This window comes from Pontiella desulfatans (assembly GCF_900890425.1).
Taxonomy (GTDB): domain Bacteria; phylum Verrucomicrobiota; class Kiritimatiellia; order Kiritimatiellales; family Pontiellaceae; genus Pontiella; species Pontiella desulfatans.
The window spans coordinates 3678276-3699818 of sequence record NZ_CAAHFG010000001.1 but is presented as its reverse complement, the minus strand read 5'-3'; the positions used below and the strand labels follow the sequence as shown (position 1 = coordinate 3699818).

Sequence of the window (21543 nt, the reverse complement as noted above, 5' to 3'; positions counted from 1 at the left end):
ATGCATGATGTTAATCACTGAATGGGTGGGAGAAAATGGACAATAGATCTTTAATCATGCGGTGTATACTGTGCTTCCTGGCGGCTATGTGCTCGACAGCAGCTCAGAAAGAGCGGCCAAACGTGATTGTTGTATTGGCTGATGACCAAGGCTTCGGGCAGCTTCCGGTCTATTCGGCCGACTATCCCGACGAAATGCTGTTTCTGACAAAAAATACGGAGCGCTATGCGTGCGACGAACAGAAGGCGATGGTTGCGGCCAAGGCATGCATGCCCCACCTGAACAAGCTTGCGGCAAATGGCGTTACCTTCATGAATGCACACGTGACCTCGCCGGTGTGCGGGCCATCCCGTGCGGCACTGATGACCGGCCGCTACCAGCAGCGTTTTGGCGCCTACGACAACTGGGACGTGTCGAAGATGGGCGTGCCTCTTTCGGAAACGATGCTGCCTGAGCTTTTCCAGAAAGCGGGCTACCGCACGGCGATGATCGGTAAGTGGCATCTGGGCAGGACCATCAAGACTCCGTTGCCGGTGCAGACCCATGATTATCACAGGAACGCTATTGCTGGTTGCGCACCTGAGCACAATCCGATCAACCGCGGGTTCGATCATTATTTCGGATTTAATTCGTCCGGTACCACCTACTACAATTCGCCGAGCCTTTTCCGCGGGACGGAGCACGTCAAGGCCGAGGGATATTTAACCGACGAATTTACCGATGATGCCGTACGTTTCATCGAGCACGCTGGCGGCGAACCGTTCTTTATCTACCTCGCCTACAGCGCGCCGCACATCCCGCTGGAAGATCCGGCCCCCAAACAATACCAGCGCTTTGATACCGGCAACAGCGAGGTTGACAACTATTACGCCTACATCGCCGCCATCGACGACGGGCTCGGAAAAATTGTTTCCACACTGGAGACCGAGGGGGAGTTGAAAAATACATTGATCTTCTACCTCAGCGATAACGGTGCCGTGGTGGAATCGCCCCAGCCGATGAACGGGCCGTTCCGTGGCAACAAGGGCAGTTTCCATCACGGCGGCATGCACGTGCCGATGATTGCCCACTGGCCGGCCGGGCTGAAGCCGGTACGGTTCGAGCCGCGTGTTTCCGCCCTGGATGTGCTGCCCACGGCATTGGCCGCGGCGGGCATCGGGCTGCCGCCCAACCTGGATGGCGTGGATCTGCTGCCGCATATCGAAAGCAACACCGAGCCGCACGAAGCCCTTTATTGGGCCGGACCCGAAATCATGCACTGGGATTTTGTCAATGCGGCATTCTGGCACGACTATAACGAGTATCTCTCCGAGCGCTCCGACGATTTGCCCAGGAGCTCGCTCATGGCCGGCGAGGCCTCGTGGGCCGTGCAGAAAGGCAAATGGTTGCTGCGCCGGAACGAAGTGACCGGAACGACGGAGCTGTTTGATCTGGACGAGGATCCAGGAGCGCGATCTGAACTGTCCGCCCGGCATCCTGAAGTGGTTGAACGCTTAACGAAGGATTACAGGGAATGGGCTGCCGGTCTTCAGGAGCCGCTGCTGTGGAGCATGGAAGAATACAGGCGGTTGATGAAGTGATGAAGTGGATTTGCATAGTCTTATTGATGGCCGCGGTTCCGTGCTACGCCGAACGTTTAATGGCAGGAACCTCCTTTGAGGAAAAGTCTGTCCTGGAGCATGTTTCCGGCGAAGGTTTTGAGCTGGACGGCTCCCGTTCGCAGTTCGGATCAACTTCGTTGAAATGGAGCGGCAGTACGCTGGCGTTTTCAAAGATCCGTCCGTTGTCCCCGGAAGAGAGCGGTGCAGCATTCGGTTCGCATTTTTCGCTCAGTCCAACGTTTGTGATGTCGATTTATAACGACTCGCCGGTGGACGAAAAGCTGCGCGTGGAGTTCAACGGCACGACCCATTTTGAGCTTCATCTGAATTTTCAAGGATGGCGCACCGTCTGGGTGCCGTTCTCCGAAATGGACGGTATGCTTGATACGCTGGAATCGGCGCGCATGATTGCGCCGCCGTCTGCCGGGCCGTTATGGATTGATGACATCATTTTCAGCCAGTATATCGACGATCGTCACCCGTATCCCGGGTTTGAAGTGCCGTTCATTAAAGAGGGCGGCCTGCGGGCGTGGGATCACTGGATCCCGGAAATCGGTGCGTTTGAACAACTCGTCTCCATGGAGGTGGAGCCGGTTACGGCCGGGATTCTCGCCGACCTTGAGACAGTTGAAGCGCGCCTGCGCGCGGCCTATGAGACGACGGATCTGACGCCCGCCGGAGCGGAAGATTATCGTACATCGATGTTGTTCGATCTGCCGCTGAAAATGGGTATGCAGGTTTCCCCGATCCGTTACATTGACGCGGAATACAACGACCTGCGCGATTTCGGGCAATGGATGCTCAAGGTGGCCCGGGAATACGGAGCAACCGGAGAGACTGAATTAGAGCAGCTTTTCGCTGACGGCGCGCGCTACTATCTTGACCAGGGGTGGGGCGCGGGCAGTTCGCAGGGAACGATTCATCACATCGGCTACAGCACCCGCGAACTGCAGACGTCCTTTTTCCTGATGAAGAATGTGCTTCGTGAAAAAGGGTTGCTTGATGCCATAGGCGATGCGGTTCGCTGGCAGCTCAACTTCGCCGAAATGCTTGATGCCGCACAGCATGAATCCAATCTCGACTATTACAACACGCAGTCGGTCTATCGGATGATGTCCGCTTTTCTTGCGGATGATCCTTCGTGGCAGGCGGCCTGCCTGCGGCTCTATTCCGATCACCTGACCGCCATTCTGGCCATGACCAACTCTCAGGGCTTCCGCCCCGATGGAACGGCATGGCATCATTGGGGGCACTATCCGGCTTACGCAACCGGCGCATTCGACCGCATACCCGTCAGCCTGAAGGCGCTTTCAGGTACAGCGTTCCGCATCGGAGAATCCGGTCACGCCAATTTTAAACGAGCGATCATGGCTTCGACGGTCTACAGCAACCCGCACTATTGGGGACTGGGCCTTTCCGGCCGCCACCCGCTTGGCGGCAGCATCATGAGCCTCAAAGAGGCCTTCCTCGCGCTGGCGCTGAGCGGAACACCCGACGGCAGGCAGCCGATTGATCCGGAGGTTGCTTCGGCCTACGTCCGCCTTTGGGGGAATCCGCCCGGTCATGTTTTTCAGGGTGTGGAAATCAACACGGCACCGCCGAACGGTCATTGGACCTTTCCCTATGCCGCGCTCAATGTGCACCGCCGCGCCGACTGGTCGGTCAATATCAAGGGCTATAACCGATATGTCTGGGCTTCAGAGCTCTACGGCCTGGACAACCGCTATGGTCGCTATCAGTCCAATGGTACCGTGCAGGTTCTGCCGAACATGTCACAGGAAGCGGCGGGCTATGTTGAAGACGGCTGGGACTGGAACCATCCGCCGGGGGGCACCACCGTGGTGCTGCCTTTCGAGGAGCTGGAGCCGGAGGAACCGGTGGTCATGTTCAAGTCAGAAGAAATCTTTGCAGGAGGCTGCACCCTCGGCGGTAACGGGATCTGGGCCATGAAGCTCAATGAGGGCGATGGGTTTACCATTGATCCGGGCGCGGAAAAAATGGCGTTTCCGAACAGGCTTCAGGCTCGTAAGTCGGTTTTTTGTTTCGGCGGACAACTGCTCTGCCTCGGTTCAGGTATTGAGGCGGATGGAGAGGAACCGGTTCATACCACCCTGTTCCAAAACGGTATCACCAGCACCAACGGTGCAGTGCGGCACGAAGGTGAGTGGCTGGTCGATCCGATCGGCACCGGCTATAAAATACTCGATGGTGCAGAGCCGGTCATTACCGTGGGCGAGCAGGTTTCGCCCAATAATAAATATTCCCTGCGGCAGGGCATTGGGAAAACAGGCACAAAACCTGATGCGAAAGGTCTGTTTGCGAAGGCGTGGCTTGATCACGGCCCGGCTCCCAAAGACGCATCCTACGCTTATCTGATTGTACCGCTGTTTAACCACCAGCAGGTTTTTCCGGTTCTTGAAGTCCTGCGGCAGGATAATCAGGCACATGTGGTTGCGGATCCCGAAACCAGAACCGCAGCCTATGCCTGCTTCGAAAAGGGGGCTGTTGATGCCGGCCTGCTGGAGTCGGTCTCCGATCCGTGCCACGTGATGATTCAGGATGGCGATACCCTGAAAGTGGCCGTTTCAAACCCCGACCTGCAGCAGCTTGTTGAAGCGGTGAAGCATCATGCGCTGCACCCTTCGCCGACTCGGTTTACGACCCTGCGGTTGAAAGGTCACTGGAAGCTGGAAAGCTCTGCCGAGGCCTGGACGGTCGCCGAGGGCGATTCGACCCTGCTGACCGTGAAATGCAGGGATGGAGCATCCATCAAAGTTGAGCTCGAAGAGAACCATGCTTCGAAACGGTTACGGGAAGCGCAGCAGAATAAGTCGACCGGTTCCAGAGCCTCGAACCCTGCGCTCCCGGAATTATTCCGTAACTATATGGAGGTGTTTTATGAGTCTTGTTCTTGAGGCCGCGCGGTATCCAGCGTATGGAACGCCGTCTGCCATGGCTTACAGCACCGACCGTGATGGCAGTCCGGTTGAAGGCGGAACGGTTCGGTTTGCCTGGGACAAACAGGGGTTGCACCTTGATGCGGTGCTGGAGGATTCTTCTTTGATTGCTCTCAACCGGGATGATGAACAACTGCACTATGAAAGCGGTGATGTATTTGAACTTTTCCTGAAACCCACAAACGCACTCCATAAATGGGAAATGTATGCGACGCCCTTTGGAAACAAATCAACGTTGTTTTTCCCGACATGGCCAACACCTTTATCACCGCAGGAGGCCTTAGAGAATCATGAATATCGGGAACTAAATGTTGTTTCTGAAATTACGGAGACCGGTTGGAAGGTGCGCATGTTTGTTCCCGCTTCACAGCTCACGGCATTAGGAAGCGGGTGGGGCGATGGAACAGAATGGACGGTGTTATGCGGGCGCTATAACTATAACTCCGAAGATCTGTTAAACCCTGAGCTGACCATGGTGCCGGCACTATCAACGACGGATTATCATTTGACGGATGAATATGGCCGACTTGTGCTGCTTCCCTGAGGCGGACATATATAACACTTTGAAATTATAGTTGCGCAAATCACCTGCTTGCATTGCGCAAAATGTTCGTTGCGACATCAAGCCTGATACGATTGTCTTATACCAGCAACCGTTCATGTGATCATTCTGGAGAGAGACTATGTCATTAGATTTAAAAAATTCTGAAACCGTGGATGGACTGGATTCCACTTGGTTAAATGGGAATCCATATGCGTTTAAAGTGGAAAATCCGGATTTCGAAAATAGCCCCTTTACGGGAATGACACGCCGGCATTGGCTGGACGCTGCAAAATTCCTGATCGAAGGGGTGTTCCAGCATGTGAATAATATCGACGATCCTATCATTCTGCCGAAGCAAAACAAAATAAGCTATCCCCAGCCCGATGACCCCAGGCATCGTTTCCAGGCGGCGGAATTTGAAGGCATTGCCCGTACCATGATGGCGGCCGGGCCGGTGATTGTGGATAATCCCGATACCATCTGTAACGGGATTAATATCCGTGATTATTATGCCAATCAGATTTTGCAGGCGACCGATCCAAAGTCCCCGCGCTTCTGGGGACGCAATTCTGACTTTCAAAAAGAATATGGCCGTATGCAGTATCAGCAAACGGTCGAGGGTGCCGCACTGGCCATTAATCTCATGGCGACGCGCGAGCAGATTTGGGATCGGTATTCTGATGCGGAAAAACAGCAGATTGCAGATCTGTTGTCGGACTATGCCCACAGCCTGACGATCGGCCACAACTGGCGCTTTTTCAACGTGCTGATGCTGACCTTCCTGAAGGTGAATGGCTATGCGATTGACGAGTCGACCTTGACCGATCATCTACAGCATCTCATGAGCAACTATGTCGGCGACGGCTGGTATATCGACGACACCAACTATGATTTTTACAATCCATGGGGCTTTCATTTTTACGGCCCGCTCTGGTGCAAATGGTACGGCTATGAACACGCGCCCGAACTGGCCGCGATCATCGAAAAACGAAATAAGGAGTTTATCGTTAACTGGCCGCGCTTCTTTGCGCGCGACGGCAAACAGCTCATGTGGGGCAGGAGCATCATCTACCGCTTTGCCGCCTCCACCGCATTCGGCGCACATTTCCTGACAAACGACCCGGTGCTGGATCCCGGATTTGCGCGGCGCATTGCTTCGGGCAACATGCTTCAGTTTTTATCGCGCGAAGATCTATTCGTCAACGGTATGCCATGCCTCGGCTATTATGGTCCATTCGAGCCGTTGATCCAGTTTTACAGTTGCGCTGCCAGCCCGTTCTGGCTGGCCAAGTGCTTTGTGGCGCTTTCACTTCCCGAGGATTCGCCCTTCTGGACGGCGGAAGAAAATGAAGGCTTCTGGCCGGAGCTGGGCGACCGCACCGAAACCGTCGAACTCCCAGGACCCGGCATGCAGGTAGTCAATCACGGAAAGACTGGAACCACCGAACTCAGAACCGGCAAGGTGAAGCTGCATGAAACCTATTATAATCAATTGCAGTTTAACCCGGACTTCCCTCTGGAGACTGAAACACCAGGCGGTTCCAACGCGGCCAGCTATTCGATCCGCGAAAAGGATATGGGCCAAGACTTTCGCATTCCTCTCGACTATGCATTCAACAAGATTGAAGACGGCATTCTCTATCGTCTGCAGAACACGCAGCCGGTCGGCCTGGGCGATCCGAACAAAGGCGGCGTTAGCCGTGGCCCCGAACGCATTGACCTAGCAGATATTCCAATTCCTAGCGGAATCATCCGGGTTGATCGCGTGCGTGTTCCATACCGCTACGAACTGCAGCTTGGCCACTTTGCATTACCGCACCTCAACGGCAACGCTGCCATCTTCGAGAAGGTGGGCGCTGGTCTGATGGCTTCAATTGCCGATGGCCGTAAGTTGGCCATGATTCCTGTACATGGCTGGGACAGTATTAAAACGGAAGTGCACAAGGGGCTGAACCCGGAAGCCGATGAAAGCACGGTGATCTATACCGAACGCATCCGCGAAAAGGACTATTCCGGCATGGAGGTTTTTGTGACCGTGCTGCTGCATCGCCTCGATGGCGGCGACTGGACGGACGATGAACTCAATCCCATCCAGACAATGGAAGTCCTGCCGTGGGCACCCTCTGGCACTGCGTGCGGTGTAAAGCTTGCGCTGAAGGACGGCCGCGAATACCTCATCGACTATGGCAATGTCGACGGGCGAAGAATCATTTAGCGACTTCGTCGCGGTCTTAAGGTCGAAAGTCTGAAGGTCTAAGGTCGCAAGTCGGATTTCCGGAACCTTCGACCTTCAGACCGATGGGAAACCACAACACCGAGCGCTTCGAGTTAGCCTTTCAGAAACTGCTCGAAAAAGCGCTACCGAATACCGCAAGCAACAGGTCAAACCTTAAAAAAACATTAAACTATTGCGCAAATAGTGGAGATAGATTGCGCATAATGAGAATTGCTCGTATTTCGTCGGTTGTTTATCTTTTCAATGGTTTGGATTCGTATGGACTAACGCAAGGAAGGTTTACTGATGGTGTTGAGTAAAAACACGTTTATGCAGCTGACAGCTGTATTCGTCTTGGCTTTTTCGCTGCAGACTGCTGCGGATAAACCGAATATTCTGATTGTGGTGCTGGATGATTTCGGCACCGGCCATTTTGCGCCGGTGGCTAAGCAGCTTGAATTGGATGAGGTCGACCCTGATTTCAAGGCCTACACCGATGGGCTGGGCGAAACCTACGATAAGGAAGTAGCGTTGGACGCGGCACGTCGTGCCATGCCGTTTATGGAAACGTTGGCGGAGCAGGGAGCAGTCTTTAGCCGTGCATTTGCCGCCAGCAGTCTGTGTGCTCCGTCGCGCCAAGGGATTCTTACCGGTACTAACCCGACGCAGTGGGGGGCGTACCGAAATATTGATATCAACGTGTGCGGCTTACCGAAGGGGCGCTGCCTGGTGGATCGTTTCCAAGCCGTGGACTACAACACCGGTTATGTCGGCAAGTGGCATGTGGGTGCCCGCGACCACTCCATCCAAGAAAAGATTCTCGCAAATGGAGGTTCTGATGAAGAGGTGATCGATGCCGGTTACTGGGGCTCAGTCTGCGAGCGCGATCATCCGCTCAACAACGGTTTTGACTATGCCTTTTTCTACAATCGCTGGGAGTGCGAGTTTTACAACTCCAAGCTGATTTGGGAAAACCGAAAATACACAGGCAAGCAGTCGGAATACAACACCGACCAGTTTACCCGCCAGGCGATGGATTTCATGGGTCTAAGTTTGGACGAAGGCAAGCCGTTCTTCATGGAGCTGGCGCTACACGCCGTGCATATTCCATTAGACGTCGATGCGCCCGCCAATTATGCGAAGCGATTCAACACCGGCTACCAATCGATCGACCGGTTTTATTCCCATATCTACGGCGTCGACCAGTCGATTAAACGCATTGTCGATATGCTTAAGGAACGCGGCGAGTGGGATAACACCATTCTGTTCTTCATGTCCGACAATGGTGCCACCTGCAAGGTGGGCGACGGTGATCTCAGCCTCGTTCCCGGCAACGGTCAGTATCGCGGACACAAAGGGCAATATTATCTCGGCGGCACGCGCGTGCCGCTCATGATGATTTGGCCGGACAAAATCAAAAAGCCGATCCACGTTGAGCAAGCCGTTTCATTGATGGATGTGATGCCGACTGCACTTGATGCCGCCGGTGCAGATATCCCGGACAACATCGATGGGCGCAGTCTTCTTCCAATCATTGAAGGAAAAGAGTTGGTTCAGCATAAGCAACTCTACTTTGCCGGTATCCATGCTCCGGCCTGGGGTTTTGCAGGCAAGAAGACGCTTGTTAATGCGCAACAAAAACGCGACCTGTGGCATGGCGCATGGGCAATCGTTGAAGGCGACTATATCCTGCGCTATGTAGGCACGCTTGATCCCGAGTTGGAGCAGGAGTTTCCTGATGGGCGCGAAGCGTTCTTTTCGCTCTACAACATGAAAGGCGATCCGTTGGAACAGAACGATTTATATGCAACGAATCCGGAAGTCGCGGAGCGCATGAAGGCGAGCTACAACCAATATGCCGAAACGCTGCCACCTCCGCATGGCTGGGATCGCAAGCGCTGGGAAGAGCTCGTTCCAAACTCTGGAAAATATCCGAAAAGAAAACCCAAGGTGGTTGAACCTGAATAAATTTTGATTAATCACGACTCATGAAAGGATTTAACCATGATCTACCCCCAACGTACCCGCACCCGCGATCTCTTTGAATTGAATGGCATCTGGAACTTTGCCCGCGAGCTGGAGCCCGGCGATTTCGCCAACGGCTTCACGCCGGGGAAACAGGTGGCCGTTCCCCTCGATTGATTTTTAATGTATAAAAAGGAAGTGCTCATTATGTTAGGAAATTGGGATTATCTCGTTATCGCACTGTATCTGCTATTTACGATGTCGATCGGAATGGTGTGCCGCAAGGTGGCCAAAAACTCGTCCGACTTTTTCCGCGGCGGCGGCAATATGCTGTGGTGGATGACGGGTATGTCGGGCCTTGCTTCGGGGCTGTCGGCCTGGACCTTCACGGCGGCGGCGACCCGGGTTTACGATATGGGGTTTTTCATGATCGTTCTCTATTGGCTGTGGGTGCCGGCCTATTTGATTATCTTTTTCTTTCTGGCCAATCGCTACCGCCAGATGCGCATCATCACCGTGGCCGATGGAATCAAGCGACGCTACGGCCGCTTTACCGAGCAGTTCTGGATCTGGGTTCAGATTCCGGCCAACATGATGATTGGCGCGATGTGGCTGATGACCGTTTCCATCTTCATGAGCGCGGCGGTCGGCGTGCCGCTTAACCTGTGCATTCTGATTCTCGGGATTGTAGTAACCTGCGTTTCTCTCGGCGCGGGCGCCTGGTCGGTTATTGCCTCCGACTTTGTTCAGATGACCATTATCATTGTCGGTGCAACGACGGTGCTGATTCGGTCCATCACCTTGCCGTCGGTCGGTGGCGTTGATGGATTCATGGAACAGATTCCGGAAGGTTTTACCAATTTTTCGTCGGTGGAATCGCCCAGTATCTGGATCGCGTTTCTCCTGCTGAGCATGGTCATGCGCATCATGCAGGCCTCCGATCTTTCGCAGGAAGGAGCCAAGTTTCTTTCCGTCAAGGACGGGCGCGAGGCCAGGAAATCGGCAGCCATGCTTACGTGTGGATACTTTCTTGTGCCGATCATTGCATTTGTTCCGGTGATGGTGTGTTCGTTTGTTTATCCGGATCTGTCGGAGCTTTTCCCGAAGATGGAAAACCCGACCGAGGGGGCCTATATGGCCATTGCCGCGCACGTCTTGCCGCGCGGCATGGTGGGGCTGATTGTCTGTGCCATGTTCGCGGCATCGATCTCGAGCATGGATACCGCCTTGAACCGCAATGCCGGATTCTGTGTGAAGAACTTCTATAAGGAATTTATCCGTCCGGATGCCGATGAAAAGGAGCAATTGCTGATGGGACGCGTCTTCACCGTTATTCTTGCAGTCGTACTGATCACCCTTGCAACCACGCTGGCGAATAACCGCACGATCGGGCTGTTCGAATTTTCCAACCTGGTCTTCTCGTTGGTCATCCCGCCGATGGTGGTGCCGGCCGTATTTGGCTTCGTCTACAAAAAGACCCCGGTCTGGACCGGGTGGAGTACGGTCATTGTTGGCTTCGCCGCAGCCTTTCTCACCAAGACCTATGTCTCGACCGATGCCGCCGGAAAATATGTATTTGGATTTGGCGACCGCCCAATGAACTCCCTCGAAAGCGGGGACGTTACCTTCATGGTGATTACGGCGGTCACGCTGGTTTGCAGCATTTCCTGGTTCTTCTTTACGTCGTTGTTCTACAAGCGTGTAACGCCCGAGCACAAGGAATCGATCGAAGCGCTGTTCTCGGACATGCGCACCCCGATCGACCATGTGGCAGAGCACTCTGAAAACAGCGATGCCACCCAGTACCATATTGTGGGATCGCTCAACCTGATTCTGGGCAGTTTGCTGATGTGCGGCTTCCTTATTCCCAACAGCTTCAGCGAACGGATGGTCTTTATCTATTGTGGGGGTGCGGTGGCTGGCGTCGGCGGAATCCTGCTCTCCATTTACCGAAAGAAAATCAAAGCAGAGAGCTAGGCTTGTTGACGAAGAATGCTGGCCAGAAACGGTTGCAGAGGGAGCCGATGAACAGAATCGTGAGTTGTTTTATTATCGCACTCGGCTTATACGGCTGTACGGATGAGGTTCCTTCACCGCGCGTCGGGGAAAAGGCTCCCATGCTCGCCACGGTTGAGGAAGCCCCGGATGTTGGTGCGAAGGAATCTATGCCGGAGGATCCGTCGAATATATCCAGCCTTTAGAAGCAGTTCAGGGGGGCGCGGCAGTCGGGAGAAGAACCGGAGTTGGCTGACTTTTCCTATGCGGGTTACCACAGAGGTGAAAAATCGATTCCAACGGTCGACTGGAAGGTGTTTGATGTTACACGGGCGGAGAATTTAAAATTAAACGACTGGGTAAAGTAACCATGTATTCACCGGAGTGTTCACTGGTATTTGGATTGAAGGATGATTTCCGTTCGGCGTCTGTTAAAGTACGGAAGTTGATTTTAACGAAAGTAGAATAGGGCAACTAAGGAATGATGATGAACTATATTGGATTGATTAGTTGTGTTGGTTTATTGGCAATCCCCGCTTGGGCGGGATCGTCCATGAAAGTGAATTCAAAACCCAATGTATTAATGATTGCGATTGATGATTTGAATGATTGGGTCGGGTTCATGGACGGGCATCCGAATACAAAAACCCCTCACATGGATCGCTTGGCCGCTCAGGGTACTATATTCATGAATGCCCATACGGCAGCGCCGCATTGCGGGCCGTCGCGCACGGCACTGATGAGTGGATTGCGTCCATCGACGACCGGAATATACGCACATGTTTTTGATGAGGACTTGGAGAAGACTCCGGCGGGACAAGGCATTTATCTGAGCAACTGGTTTGAAAACAACGGTTATAAAACCATGGGTAAAGGTAAGATCTTCCACCACTGGGCGCCGGAAGGAGCCTTTCAGGAATTTGATGGCACACGCGAGGCACCACGTTTTGGGCCCAAGCCGGAGAAGCGCTTTACGTGGGATACAATAGGAACAGGCACGGACTGGGGTGTTTATCCCGAACGCGATGAAGACCTGCCGGACTTTAAAACGGCAGAATGGGCGGTTGAACGTTTGAAACAAAAGCATGATGAACCCTTTTTTATGGCGGTTGGTTTTGTGCTGCCGCATGTACCGTGGTATGCGCCGCAGAAATGGTTCGATTTGCACCCCCTTGAAGAAATAGAAACACCGCCCTATCTGAAGGGCGATCAGGACGATGTACCTCCAATGGCTCGTAAAATTGCCGAGATGCTACATATGCCAACGGCGGACTGGGCAAAAGAAAGTGGGGAGTGGAAGCACATTGTTCAGGCTTACCTTGCCACCGTGTCGATGGTTGATCATTGCGTGGGCATGGTGCTCGATGAATTGGAGCGCAGCGGGTATGCGGAAAATACGGTGGTCGTGCTCTGGTCGGACCACGGCTATCATTTGGGCGAAAAGAACCGGTTTGCCAAACAGTCGCTTTGGGAACGGGCGACCCGTATGCCAATGATCTTTACGGCGCCTGAATTTAAGGGCGGACAATCGACGGATGGGCCTGCTTCGCTGATGGATCTATATCCTACGTTGCTGGAGTTGTGCGGCCTACCGGCAAATCCAAAGAACGAGGGGGTTAGTCTGGTTCCCCTGATGCGTGATCCGAAGGCAAAATGGAATCACAATGCCATAACCACCTATGGCGAAAACAACCACGCCGTGCGGTCGCAGCGCTATCGTTATATCCGCTATGAGGATGGCAGCGAGGAACTATATGATTGCCTGAAGGATCCCAATGAGTGGAAGAATCTTGCAGATAATTTGGAGTACGAGGAAATTAAAAAGGAGTTGGCTAAATCGCTCCCGAAGATAAATACACCTTGGTCGCAGCATACCTATCTGCGCTGCAACGATTATTTTACCGGAAAATCTCCTGAAGTTCAAAAATAGGATGCTGCTATGTTCGTTCACGATGTAAAATGGAAACTGGCTGGAATTAGTATTCTGACAGTGCTGTTGTTGTCCGGTTGTGCCTCATCAGCTTCCTCCGAATGGAAACTCGCGTTTAGCGATTCCGGTTCTGAGAAATGGCAGGAAGGTTGGTTTCTTGAAGGCGCTAAGGCTAGCGTAGTGAATGGCGAAACGGGGATGACCTTTTCTTCGGGCCCGGTGCCGTTGGAGCAAGCGAGCCACGCCGTGTTGTGGACGAAGCAAAGTTTTTCGGGTGATATCAAAATTGAATACGATTACACCCGACTTGATTCGATGACCAATGAAACGGCGGTTAACATTCTCTATGTCCAAGCGACGGGGTTGGGTGCTGAGGAACTGCCAAACGATATTTTTAAGTCGACTCAGCAACGCGAAGTGCCGTGGATGAAATCTTATTTTCTAAACATGAATACGTTGCATATTTCCTATTCCACCACCGGGCCGAAGCGCTCGCACTATGTCGCGGCACGCCGATATCCAGCGGCGGATTTAACGCATTTCCAGAAGGAAACCCAGATCCAGCCCATCTATGAAAACATCGATCTGTTCCAGCCGAGTGAGACCTGCCATATCACCGCAGTGAAAGAGGGGAGACGGTTGGTTTTCTCCGCAGAACGCGATGGGAAAATTCATTCGTTCGACTGGGATTGCTCTTCCTTTCCGCCGGTCACCGAAGGCCGAATCGGCTTCCGCCATATGTGGGCGCGAAGTAGTTGCTATAAAAATATCAAAATATACACCAAAAAATGACGTTCCATTGTGGGATACGACCCCTTCATTCGGAGGCGTTTTATGCCGCAATCAATAGCATGGATTCTGCCGGCTTTGTTAATTTCTGGAATACCGTCTCAAATCGTTCGTGTGGCATCTGGCACTGTGGGGACGTTGGCCGATTTATTCACCAATCTGCAAAGCGGCATACGGTCTCCGCAAACCAGCTATACCGACACAACGCACGTTGCTGAAAGTGCAGGTTTCTACAAGGTGACGTTAAGCTGGCTCCATAGCCTGTTTGTCGAATTCCAATTAAATGAGACCCTTCGGTTACGCAAATCATCGGTCTGGATTGCGCAATATATCAGTGTCATTTTAACCCGTTTGGATTATTGTTACATCAGATGAAACCACCCGAGGGCATGTTTTTATGCTGTGCAAAGATTATACCCTAGTCACGTATGTGAAGGGATTTAACCGATGAAAAGATTGATCAAAAAGACAAAGGGAGTGGTCAAGGGTGCGCCAAGCGGTTTTGTGATCAGCCTGATGGTTCATGCCGCCGCCTTCTTGCTGGCCGGCATGTTGGTGGTTTTCACGGTTCATCAGAAGGAGGAGAAAAAATTTGTTCCACCGAAGCCGGTTGAGCGGCCAAAAATGAAGCTCAAGAAACCGAAGGTGAAAGTTAAGAAAACCGCGAAACCCAAGTCGACGACGCGAATTGTCACCAAGGTAAAACGTGCCAGCATGCCCGATATTCAATTGCCGGAAATGAGCGGCATGACAGATGGGATCGTCGGCGGCATTGGCGGGTTTGAAATCATACCGGATCTCGAACAGGTCACGTTGTTCGGCGGCGGTCAAACCATCGGCAATGACTTCAAAGGCACCTTTTATGATTTCAAGCGCGATCGCCGGGGGAGTCCTGTTCCAACGGGTCGCGAGGGTTTTGTTCAGGAACTCAAGGAGTTTATTCGCAAAGGGTGGAAAACGTCTCAGCTTGCCCGTTACTACCGCTCTCCCCGAAAGCTCTACGCCACCGCGTTTGCAGTTCCTCCGGTTCATTCTTCATTGGCCCCGGCTGCGTTTGGTGAAGAGGACACGATCGGCTATCTCTGGGCAGCGCACTACAAGGGGCAACTGGTTCATTATGAAGATATCAAGTTCCGGTTCTGGGGCTTGGGCGACGACATCATGGCTATTCGGGTGGATGGAAAAGAGGTGCTCATCGCCAACTATCCAAGTGAAGATGCACAAATATTTACATCGATCTGGGACAGCAACGACAATGATTCCCGGAAGTATTGGCTGGGCGATCACTATTCCGTGGTCGGCGACTGGATTGAGCTAAAGGCCGGAGAAGCACTTCCGATGGAAGTGTTGATTGGTGAGACTCCCGGAGGGCTGTTTCAGGCCATGCTCTGTGTCGAAGTCGAGGGGGTGGAGTATCCACGGAATGACATGCTTAACGGGCCAACATTGCCGATCTTTAAAACGGAAACGCTTTCGGAGGATCTTGTGGACAAAATCCATAGCGACCTCTACCCCGGAGATGCAACCGTCACAAACGGTCCGGTTTTTCGTGATTATGCACCAAAGCAAGTAGCGAACAGCGCCGCTGGTTCATCGCCTTTGGAGCCGGAACTGGAAGAGGTTTCGGAATCCAATAACGGAATGCGCATCTGGACGAGTTCCTCCGGAAAAACCATTGAGGGTAAGTTTGTGGCGCGTGTTGCCGGGCAGGCATTGCTCAGTAATTCAAAAGGCAAGCAGGTGAAAGTGCCGGTGGAGCAGCTTTCTTCGGAGGACCGAACCTTTATCGGTCTCGCCGACCCGCCCGACTTTGATATTAAATTTTCCAAGACAACCGAACAGGTCATGCCTCCCGCACAATCTCCACTTAACGCTGGGGAACGACCTTATCAGATGTTCGATTTTATCTTTGAAGCAAGTGTTCGGAAAAAAGGTACAAGCGTTTACAAGTACGAACTGTCCGTCGATTATTATGCCTTTGCCGAGGAGGTAGATGGCGATAACTATAAGCTGGTGGATCACCAGGCCAGTTCGTTTGTACCATCGCCCGAAAACAAGGAAACCCATTCTTTCTCAGGTGAAGAAGTGCGGATCGGGCAAGTTGCCGTGCGTGCTTCTGCTCCCTTGCGCGGAACAAAATATGGAGGCTTTCTGGTTACCCTTACCGATGAACGCGGTAGAATCATCCAGCATAAAACTTCGCACGAGTGGTTGTTCGAAGATTTGGATAAGCTGATAAAAATCCCTGTTGGAAAACACTTCGACAAGGAGTTAAATCGCGTTGGTCCGCCGCGTCCCGGTCCCGCCGATCGTCCCGATTGGTTTTAACGTATTTGGTAATTGTATAATAATAAGGAATGGTTATGGAACGTCGTGATTATTTAAAAACCGTTGGTGTTGGTTTGGCCATGTTGGGAAACAGCACACATGCTGCAAAAAAAACAAAACAGCCCAACCTGCTCTTTGTCTTTCCCGACCAAATGCGTCGCGAGGCGATGGGGTTCTGGCAAAAGGATAATAGGGGTATTCACTTCGCTGGACTAAGTCTGTATCTTGTGGTTTCTTCCCCTGACCGACAGGGATATTTCCTTGAACCGAACGGGTTCCATAGCGACTGCATTTTGTAGCAGACGGTAAAGCAGCATTCCCCGCGAGCGGGAAGTGCGCCGGTTGAAGCGGAACGTGTATTCGTCGAGATAGTATGCCAAATGCTCGTGACTTACTGCGCCCTGATGTGTTCCGCCAAGCCACCGCTTAAGCAAACTGGCGACTCGATGGCAAAGGGGGAGCAGGTTCGCGCCAACATCCTCGGATTTCCGAACGACTTTATGGTCGTAGCCCAAAGCTCCCAAACCATTGTACCCCTTCCACCCGTCCGTCTTCACCTGCGTACCCGGATCAACCGTTTCTCGGATGGCCCCTTCAAGGCTTTTGGATGAGGCATCGGGTATTTTTACAAGGCGAATGCGACCGACGGCCTTACCATTCTCCTGCGCCACGATCAGCACAAGGGTCTTGCCTTCGGCTCCGCGCCCCCGTTTCCCGGGCCTTGTGCCGCCTATGAAGGTTTCATCCACCTGCACGGTTCCGGCCAGTCTTTCCCGTCCCGGACGTACCATCGCCCGGCGGAGCTTGTGCAGCCACGTCCATGCGGTCTTGTAGCTTCCGAGGCCGAGAACGCGCATCAGTCCCAAGGCGCTGGCTCCGTTCTTCTGGCTTGTCACCCACCAGATCGCCCTGAACCAGGACGCCAGCGGTTTGCGGGTGCCCTCAAAGATCGTACCCGAGGTTACAGATGTTTAACGACTGCACGTCTTGCACTTGAAAAGGCCGTCTGACAGTCGCCACGACTCCCCATGGCCACAGGCCGGGCAAAGGAAGCCGTTCGGCCATCGCAATGATGCAAGATAGTCGCGACATGCTTCTTCACTTGAAAAGTTCAGTTCCAATTCTTCCAGATCCTTTGGATACGCTTCCATGAAACGTGTGTACCACAACATGTGGGTCTAGTCCATCGAAGTGAATACCCCTAAAGGATAAATATAAGAATGTCCTGCGCACCAAGACCGATCCGGTCGTTACCCCTGCACTCGATAAGCTGGCCGAAGAGAGCATTGTCTTTACGCAAGCCGTAAGCACATGCCCGGTCTGCAGTCCATACCGCGCCATGCTGATGTCGGGCATGTATCCCTGGCAAAATGGAGTCGTTAATAACTGCCACGAGACCCGGCAGGACAGTTTGCGGCACGACATCCAATGCTTCACGGATGTGCTTTGTTCGGCGGGTTATGAAACAGCCTATGTGGGCAAGACCCATTGGGAGCGCAATGATGCGCTGTTTGATATTAACGAGAACTATGTTGGCTCGACCTCCGCTCCGGGCGGAAATCGGTTTAATCCATATGATACCTACATTCCGCCAGGGCGCGGACGACATGGCAACGATTATTGGTTCACCTGTGTGAAAGATGTGCATAAGGATCCTCGCGTCTATTCCAACGATCCGTTGCGCATCGATGGGAAGAAGGATGGCGAGCAGCATCGCCCTAAAATCTATTCTCCGTTGCTCGAAGCCGATGTGCTGATTGACTACCTTAAAAATACAAAGGGCAAACGCGACACCTCAAAACCATTCTGCGCGATCTGGGCACCCAATCCGCCGCATAGCCCGTACGGCTCCGAGAAGGATTGCGATGAGATGGCCTATCGTGAGCACTATAAAGACAATTCTTCGGACGAGTTGCTGAACCGTCCGAATATTGCTGAGTCGGATGCAGAGAATCTCGCCAGAGCAAAAAAAAGTATGCCGTTCTATTTGGCCAATGTCACAGGTGTGGATAAACAGTTCGGCCGAGTTCTTCAAGCGCTGGAAGCCTCTGGTGAGGCCGACAATACGATTGTGGTGTTCACAGCCGATCACGGCGAAATGATGGGTAGCCATAATAAGTTCGGCAAGCTGGTCATTTATGAAGAGTCGTTCTGTGTGCCTTTCATGATTAAATATCCGGGTCTCACAAAACACCGGCTAGAGGATCTGATGTTAGGACCGGTTGATATCATGCCGACGATGCTCGGTATGATGGGGCTGAAGAGCCGGATTCCCGAAACGGTGGAGGGGAAAAACTATTCGCACGAAATCATTACGGGCGTCTGGTCGACACAGCCCAAACCAAAATCGGCTCTGTTTCTCGGCTACAACAACAAGTTTAAAGGCGTACGCACTGATCGTTATACGTTCCAGATCGATGATGCAGGAGAGCAGTTACTTTTCGACAATGAAAAGGATCCGTATCAAATGAACTCGCTCGCCGTTGCGGACATTCCCCAAGCCGATGCGGACTTTATCCTTGGTGAACTGGGCCGCTGGCTGAAAGAGTCAAATGACCCTTGGTATCGCGAACGCATGTTTGAGGATCGGATTAACTATGGCTGACCTGTTCGGAAATTATGATGGGTGCGGAAAAGTATCGCACTAAAATCGATAATAAAAACAGATGCGAAACGAGCGATATTGAGCTGAAAATCTGGGAAACGGAACGGAAAAGTTAGCAACACGAAACGATGGGAAACCAGAAAGAAAAATCGCTGAAATCAAGGCGCACGAAAACAACCGTTCAGTTTGAATGGGGAGGTGGGTTTTGATGTTGGCAATGGTAGGACTACGAATGCACTGTCTGAATATTAGTCACAGCAAGTTAGAGCAATGAGATCGGATGAAATGAAGTAGTTTGGAGCAAGAATTGAATCGGTGAATGACCGAAAAATAGTAAAGTCTACGGATGAAAGTTGGAAAAATAATCAAATTTACGGAGTCAGGGCGCGTTGAACTTTCCGTTCAGTCAGAACGGAAAGGGGAGTCTTGCTAATGATGAGGAACGTGGAACTAAGCGGCTTCTCGGTAATACCAAGAGATTATGCCGCCGAGTCGTTCTTCGCGTTTAACTTCGCCGGAAGAAGTAGGTCTGAAATTTGCATCCAGGACTTTGTTTCCGATGTCTGTTCCTTGATGAGGTCGATGGTGATTATAGTATGAAAGTGACCTGTCCGGAAATTAGTCACAGCGGTTTTGAGTAATGAAATCAGTTAGAATCGATTGGTTTTGACCTAAAATTATATCGGTTGGAGAGGCGAAGGTAGTAAATCAAGTAGATGAAAGTCGGTAAAACAGTCAAATTTACGCAATCAAGGCACGGTGAATCCTCCGTTCAGTCTGAACGGGGAGGGGACTTTTTCTAATGATTGTGTTCAGGGAACTACGCAGCGTCGCGGTAGTACCACGAAATGACTCCGCGAGTCGTTGTTCCCGTTTGACTTCGCCCTGATCGGTCGGTTTGAAATCAACATCAAGAACGTTGTTATTAATGTCAATTCCCTGATGAGGACGTTGGTTGTGGTAGTACTTCAACCATTCTCGATTAATGTAATCAAGATGATCCAGGCTAAAGCAATAAAAGAGATTCAAATATTCAGATTTAATTTTACCAATATAGCATTCTGCGAAAGAATTTGCCATAGGCGAGCGCACCGGAGTCTTATGGACTTTCGCACCTTCGCTTTTCCAAATGACATCGAAACGTGTCGTAAATTTTGTGTCGCGATCACGAATCAATCCGGTCGCCTTAACGCCGATATCGTCCAACCACATGGTGGCATTACGAGCCTGCTGAAGAACCCACTCATCACATGGATGAATAGTCGGGAGGCTCATGAAAACCTTCCGACTTCCCAGGTGGATAAACACAAGTACGTAGGCATCGATTTTTCCCTTGAACGTGTAAACCGGCTTGGAGAAAAAGTCGATCGCGACGAGCGTTTCAATATGGGATTTGATGAATTTCGACTATGTGCTGTCCGGGTTCTTCATAGCCTTATCCGGAACCGGGTTGAGGCCGTTGCGTTTCATAATGTCGCGGATTGTTGTCAGGCCGATCTTAATGCCCAAGTTGTGCCCTGCTTCGCAGTGGCATCCCTTCGGGACAAACCATAGGTTTGCTTTCCGTTTGCTTCGCAAGCCGTAATGTTCAGTTCTCCAAAGATTCGCTTATATCCCCATCCAAGGTTTTCGGTGGCGAGTCTAATAATCAATTGGATGATTCCCTCATCCGTTTCCGGACGTCCGCCTTTTCGCTTAGGTTTCTTGCCCGCCTTTTTCCGAAGCCAGCCACGGTAGGTCTTTGGTTTCACAACCAACATGACATCGGAGATGTCATGGTCGATCAATGCCCCCAACCGCATCAACTCCGCCCGCTCCTCTTCCTTCGTAATGAGTCGAGGGTCATCAATCCGATCACAAAGCATTTGGATCTGGTACTTCAATATCTGAAGACGCGCGTCGTACCGCGGCATGAAAAACCGCGAAACAAGAATGAAAACCACCTGCAAAAACCAGGAACTACCGTCTGCCTTCTCCAAAATAAGAAACCTCAAAACCTTCTGCTGTTAAATCATTTGCGGGAGGCGATACCTTTCCGCACCCCTATGAAATCAAGGAGTTTGGAAATCTACCGAAGTGGAGGATGTCGAGCCACCCCAAAGCGAGAAATTGTTGACGAAAATTGGCTCGAATTCGTCGCGTTCCAACTGGGGTTTTCGGAGGGCTTAAGTTCGCCACGAATTTCAGGACTACCTGATCGGATTACGAACTTTATGCGAAAAAGTTCACATTGCCATCCAGCTCGGTACCGATAGGGGTGCGAAACAAACTTTCGCTTTTCACATTGCCATCCAGCAAGGATACCTGATTTATAAAACGGGCGGAGAAACGGTTCACATTGCCATCCAACTGCCCCGACCAACTTTTCATACGGCGAACTCCTTGCGGATTCGCCTTTTTCATTTTACGCCTATGTTTCCCAATAAAACGGCTTTTCCGGATTCTCCATCCCCACTTAACACCTAAAACTTGCTACTTAACACCGCCGCATAGCGGCATATTCTCCGATGGCTCTCCGTTCTCCACAAAGTTAAACCCCAGTAACATCATAATCGGTTACCTTTCGATATGGTAAAGCGAACTCCTATTTCCCTCCAATCTTCCCCTCAACGCC

Annotated in this window: 16 protein-coding genes and 1 pseudogene; 13 read left to right on the top strand and 4 right to left on the bottom strand. The window is 52.0% G+C overall.

Going from position 1 to position 21543, the window contains the following annotated elements; all coding sequences use genetic code 11:
* Nucleotides 1-122: 122 nt before the first annotated feature.
* The 12 genes from E9954_RS12955 (at nt 123) to E9954_RS12910 (ending at nt 16324) form a co-directional block, all read left to right on the top strand.
* Nucleotides 123-1580, top strand: coding sequence for a sulfatase family protein (locus E9954_RS12955; protein WP_168442220.1), 1458 nt, complete (start codon nt 123-125; stop codon nt 1578-1580).
* Entirely contained in the window at nt 1544-4516 is a 2973-nt protein-coding gene (locus E9954_RS12950; RefSeq protein WP_168442219.1) for a chondroitinase family polysaccharide lyase, read from the top strand. Before E9954_RS12955 ends, E9954_RS12950 begins: the two co-directional genes overlap by 37 nt.
* Nucleotides 4500-5102, top strand: a complete 603-nt coding sequence (locus E9954_RS12945; protein ID WP_136079578.1) for a DOMON domain-containing protein — start codon at nt 4500-4502, stop codon at nt 5100-5102. The genes E9954_RS12950 and E9954_RS12945 overlap by 17 nt, the downstream gene beginning before the upstream one ends.
* Before the next feature lie 139 nt (nt 5103-5241).
* Nucleotides 5242-7317 carry a DUF2264 domain-containing protein gene (locus tag E9954_RS12940; protein WP_136079577.1) on the top strand — a complete coding sequence of 692 codons (2076 nt, stop codon included), beginning with the start codon at nt 5242-5244 and terminating at the stop codon, nt 7315-7317.
* 306 nt (nt 7318-7623) lie between these two features.
* Nucleotides 7624-9285: a sulfatase family protein gene (locus E9954_RS12935; RefSeq protein WP_136079576.1), complete on the top strand. Its 1662-nt coding sequence runs from the start codon at nt 7624-7626 to the stop codon at nt 9283-9285.
* A gap of 36 nt (nt 9286-9321) precedes the next feature.
* A complete protein-coding gene (locus tag E9954_RS32475) occupies nt 9322-9459 on the top strand; it encodes a hypothetical protein (protein ID WP_168442218.1) in 138 nt (45 codons plus the stop codon).
* A 30-nt stretch (nt 9460-9489) separates the two neighbouring features.
* The gene (locus E9954_RS12930; protein ID WP_168442217.1) at nt 9490-11259 is read left to right on the top strand and encodes a sodium:solute symporter family transporter; all 1770 of its coding nucleotides are present in this window, start codon (nt 9490-9492) and stop codon (nt 11257-11259) included.
* 47 nt (nt 11260-11306) lie between these two features.
* Nucleotides 11307-11483, top strand: coding sequence for a hypothetical protein (locus E9954_RS32470; RefSeq protein ID WP_168442216.1), 177 nt, complete (start codon nt 11307-11309; stop codon nt 11481-11483).
* Between the two features lie 275 nt (nt 11484-11758).
* Nucleotides 11759-13207 carry a sulfatase gene (locus E9954_RS12925; RefSeq protein WP_222847171.1) on the top strand — a complete coding sequence of 483 codons (1449 nt, stop codon included), beginning with the start codon at nt 11759-11761 and terminating at the stop codon, nt 13205-13207.
* Nucleotides 13208-13216: 9 nt separating this feature from the next.
* Nucleotides 13217-13999 carry a DUF1961 family protein gene (locus E9954_RS12920; RefSeq protein ID WP_136079574.1) on the top strand — a complete coding sequence of 261 codons (783 nt, stop codon included), beginning with the start codon at nt 13217-13219 and terminating at the stop codon, nt 13997-13999.
* A 42-nt stretch (nt 14000-14041) separates the two neighbouring features.
* The gene (locus tag E9954_RS12915; RefSeq protein ID WP_136079573.1) at nt 14042-14371 is read left to right on the top strand and encodes a hypothetical protein; all 330 of its coding nucleotides are present in this window, start codon (nt 14042-14044) and stop codon (nt 14369-14371) included.
* 72 nt (nt 14372-14443) lie between these two features.
* Nucleotides 14444-16324 carry an SHD1 domain-containing protein gene (locus E9954_RS12910; RefSeq protein ID WP_136079572.1) on the top strand — a complete coding sequence of 627 codons (1881 nt, stop codon included), beginning with the start codon at nt 14444-14446 and terminating at the stop codon, nt 16322-16324.
* A gap of 212 nt (nt 16325-16536) precedes the next feature.
* On the opposite strand, the pseudogene E9954_RS12905 reads toward E9954_RS12910, so the two are convergent.
* Nucleotides 16537-17475, bottom strand: a pseudogene (locus E9954_RS12905) (IS1595 family transposase).
* Nucleotides 17476-17519: 44 nt separating this feature from the next.
* Between E9954_RS12905 and E9954_RS12900 the strand changes: the two are divergent.
* Complete coding sequence (locus E9954_RS12900) at nt 17520-18929, top strand: sulfatase-like hydrolase/transferase (protein ID WP_136079571.1); 1410 nt, start codon at nt 17520-17522, stop codon at nt 18927-18929.
* Between the two features lie 741 nt (nt 18930-19670).
* Here the strand turns inward: E9954_RS12900 and E9954_RS33025 are convergent.
* The 3 genes from E9954_RS33025 to E9954_RS12885 all read right to left on the bottom strand — a co-directional run bounded on the left by E9954_RS33025 (nt 19671) and on the right by E9954_RS12885 (nt 21332).
* Nucleotides 19671-20204 (bottom strand): transposase, encoded by a 534-nt coding sequence (locus tag E9954_RS33025; protein WP_222847170.1) that lies wholly within the window; start codon nt 20202-20204, stop codon nt 19671-19673.
* A 212-nt stretch (nt 20205-20416) separates the two neighbouring features.
* Nucleotides 20417-20794: a hypothetical protein gene (locus tag E9954_RS33020; RefSeq protein ID WP_222847169.1), complete on the bottom strand. Its 378-nt coding sequence runs from the start codon at nt 20792-20794 to the stop codon at nt 20417-20419.
* Nucleotides 20795-21140: 346 nt separating this feature from the next.
* Nucleotides 21141-21332, bottom strand: coding sequence for a hypothetical protein (locus E9954_RS12885; protein ID WP_136079570.1), 192 nt, complete (start codon nt 21330-21332; stop codon nt 21141-21143).
* Nucleotides 21333-21543: the final 211 nt, after the last annotated feature.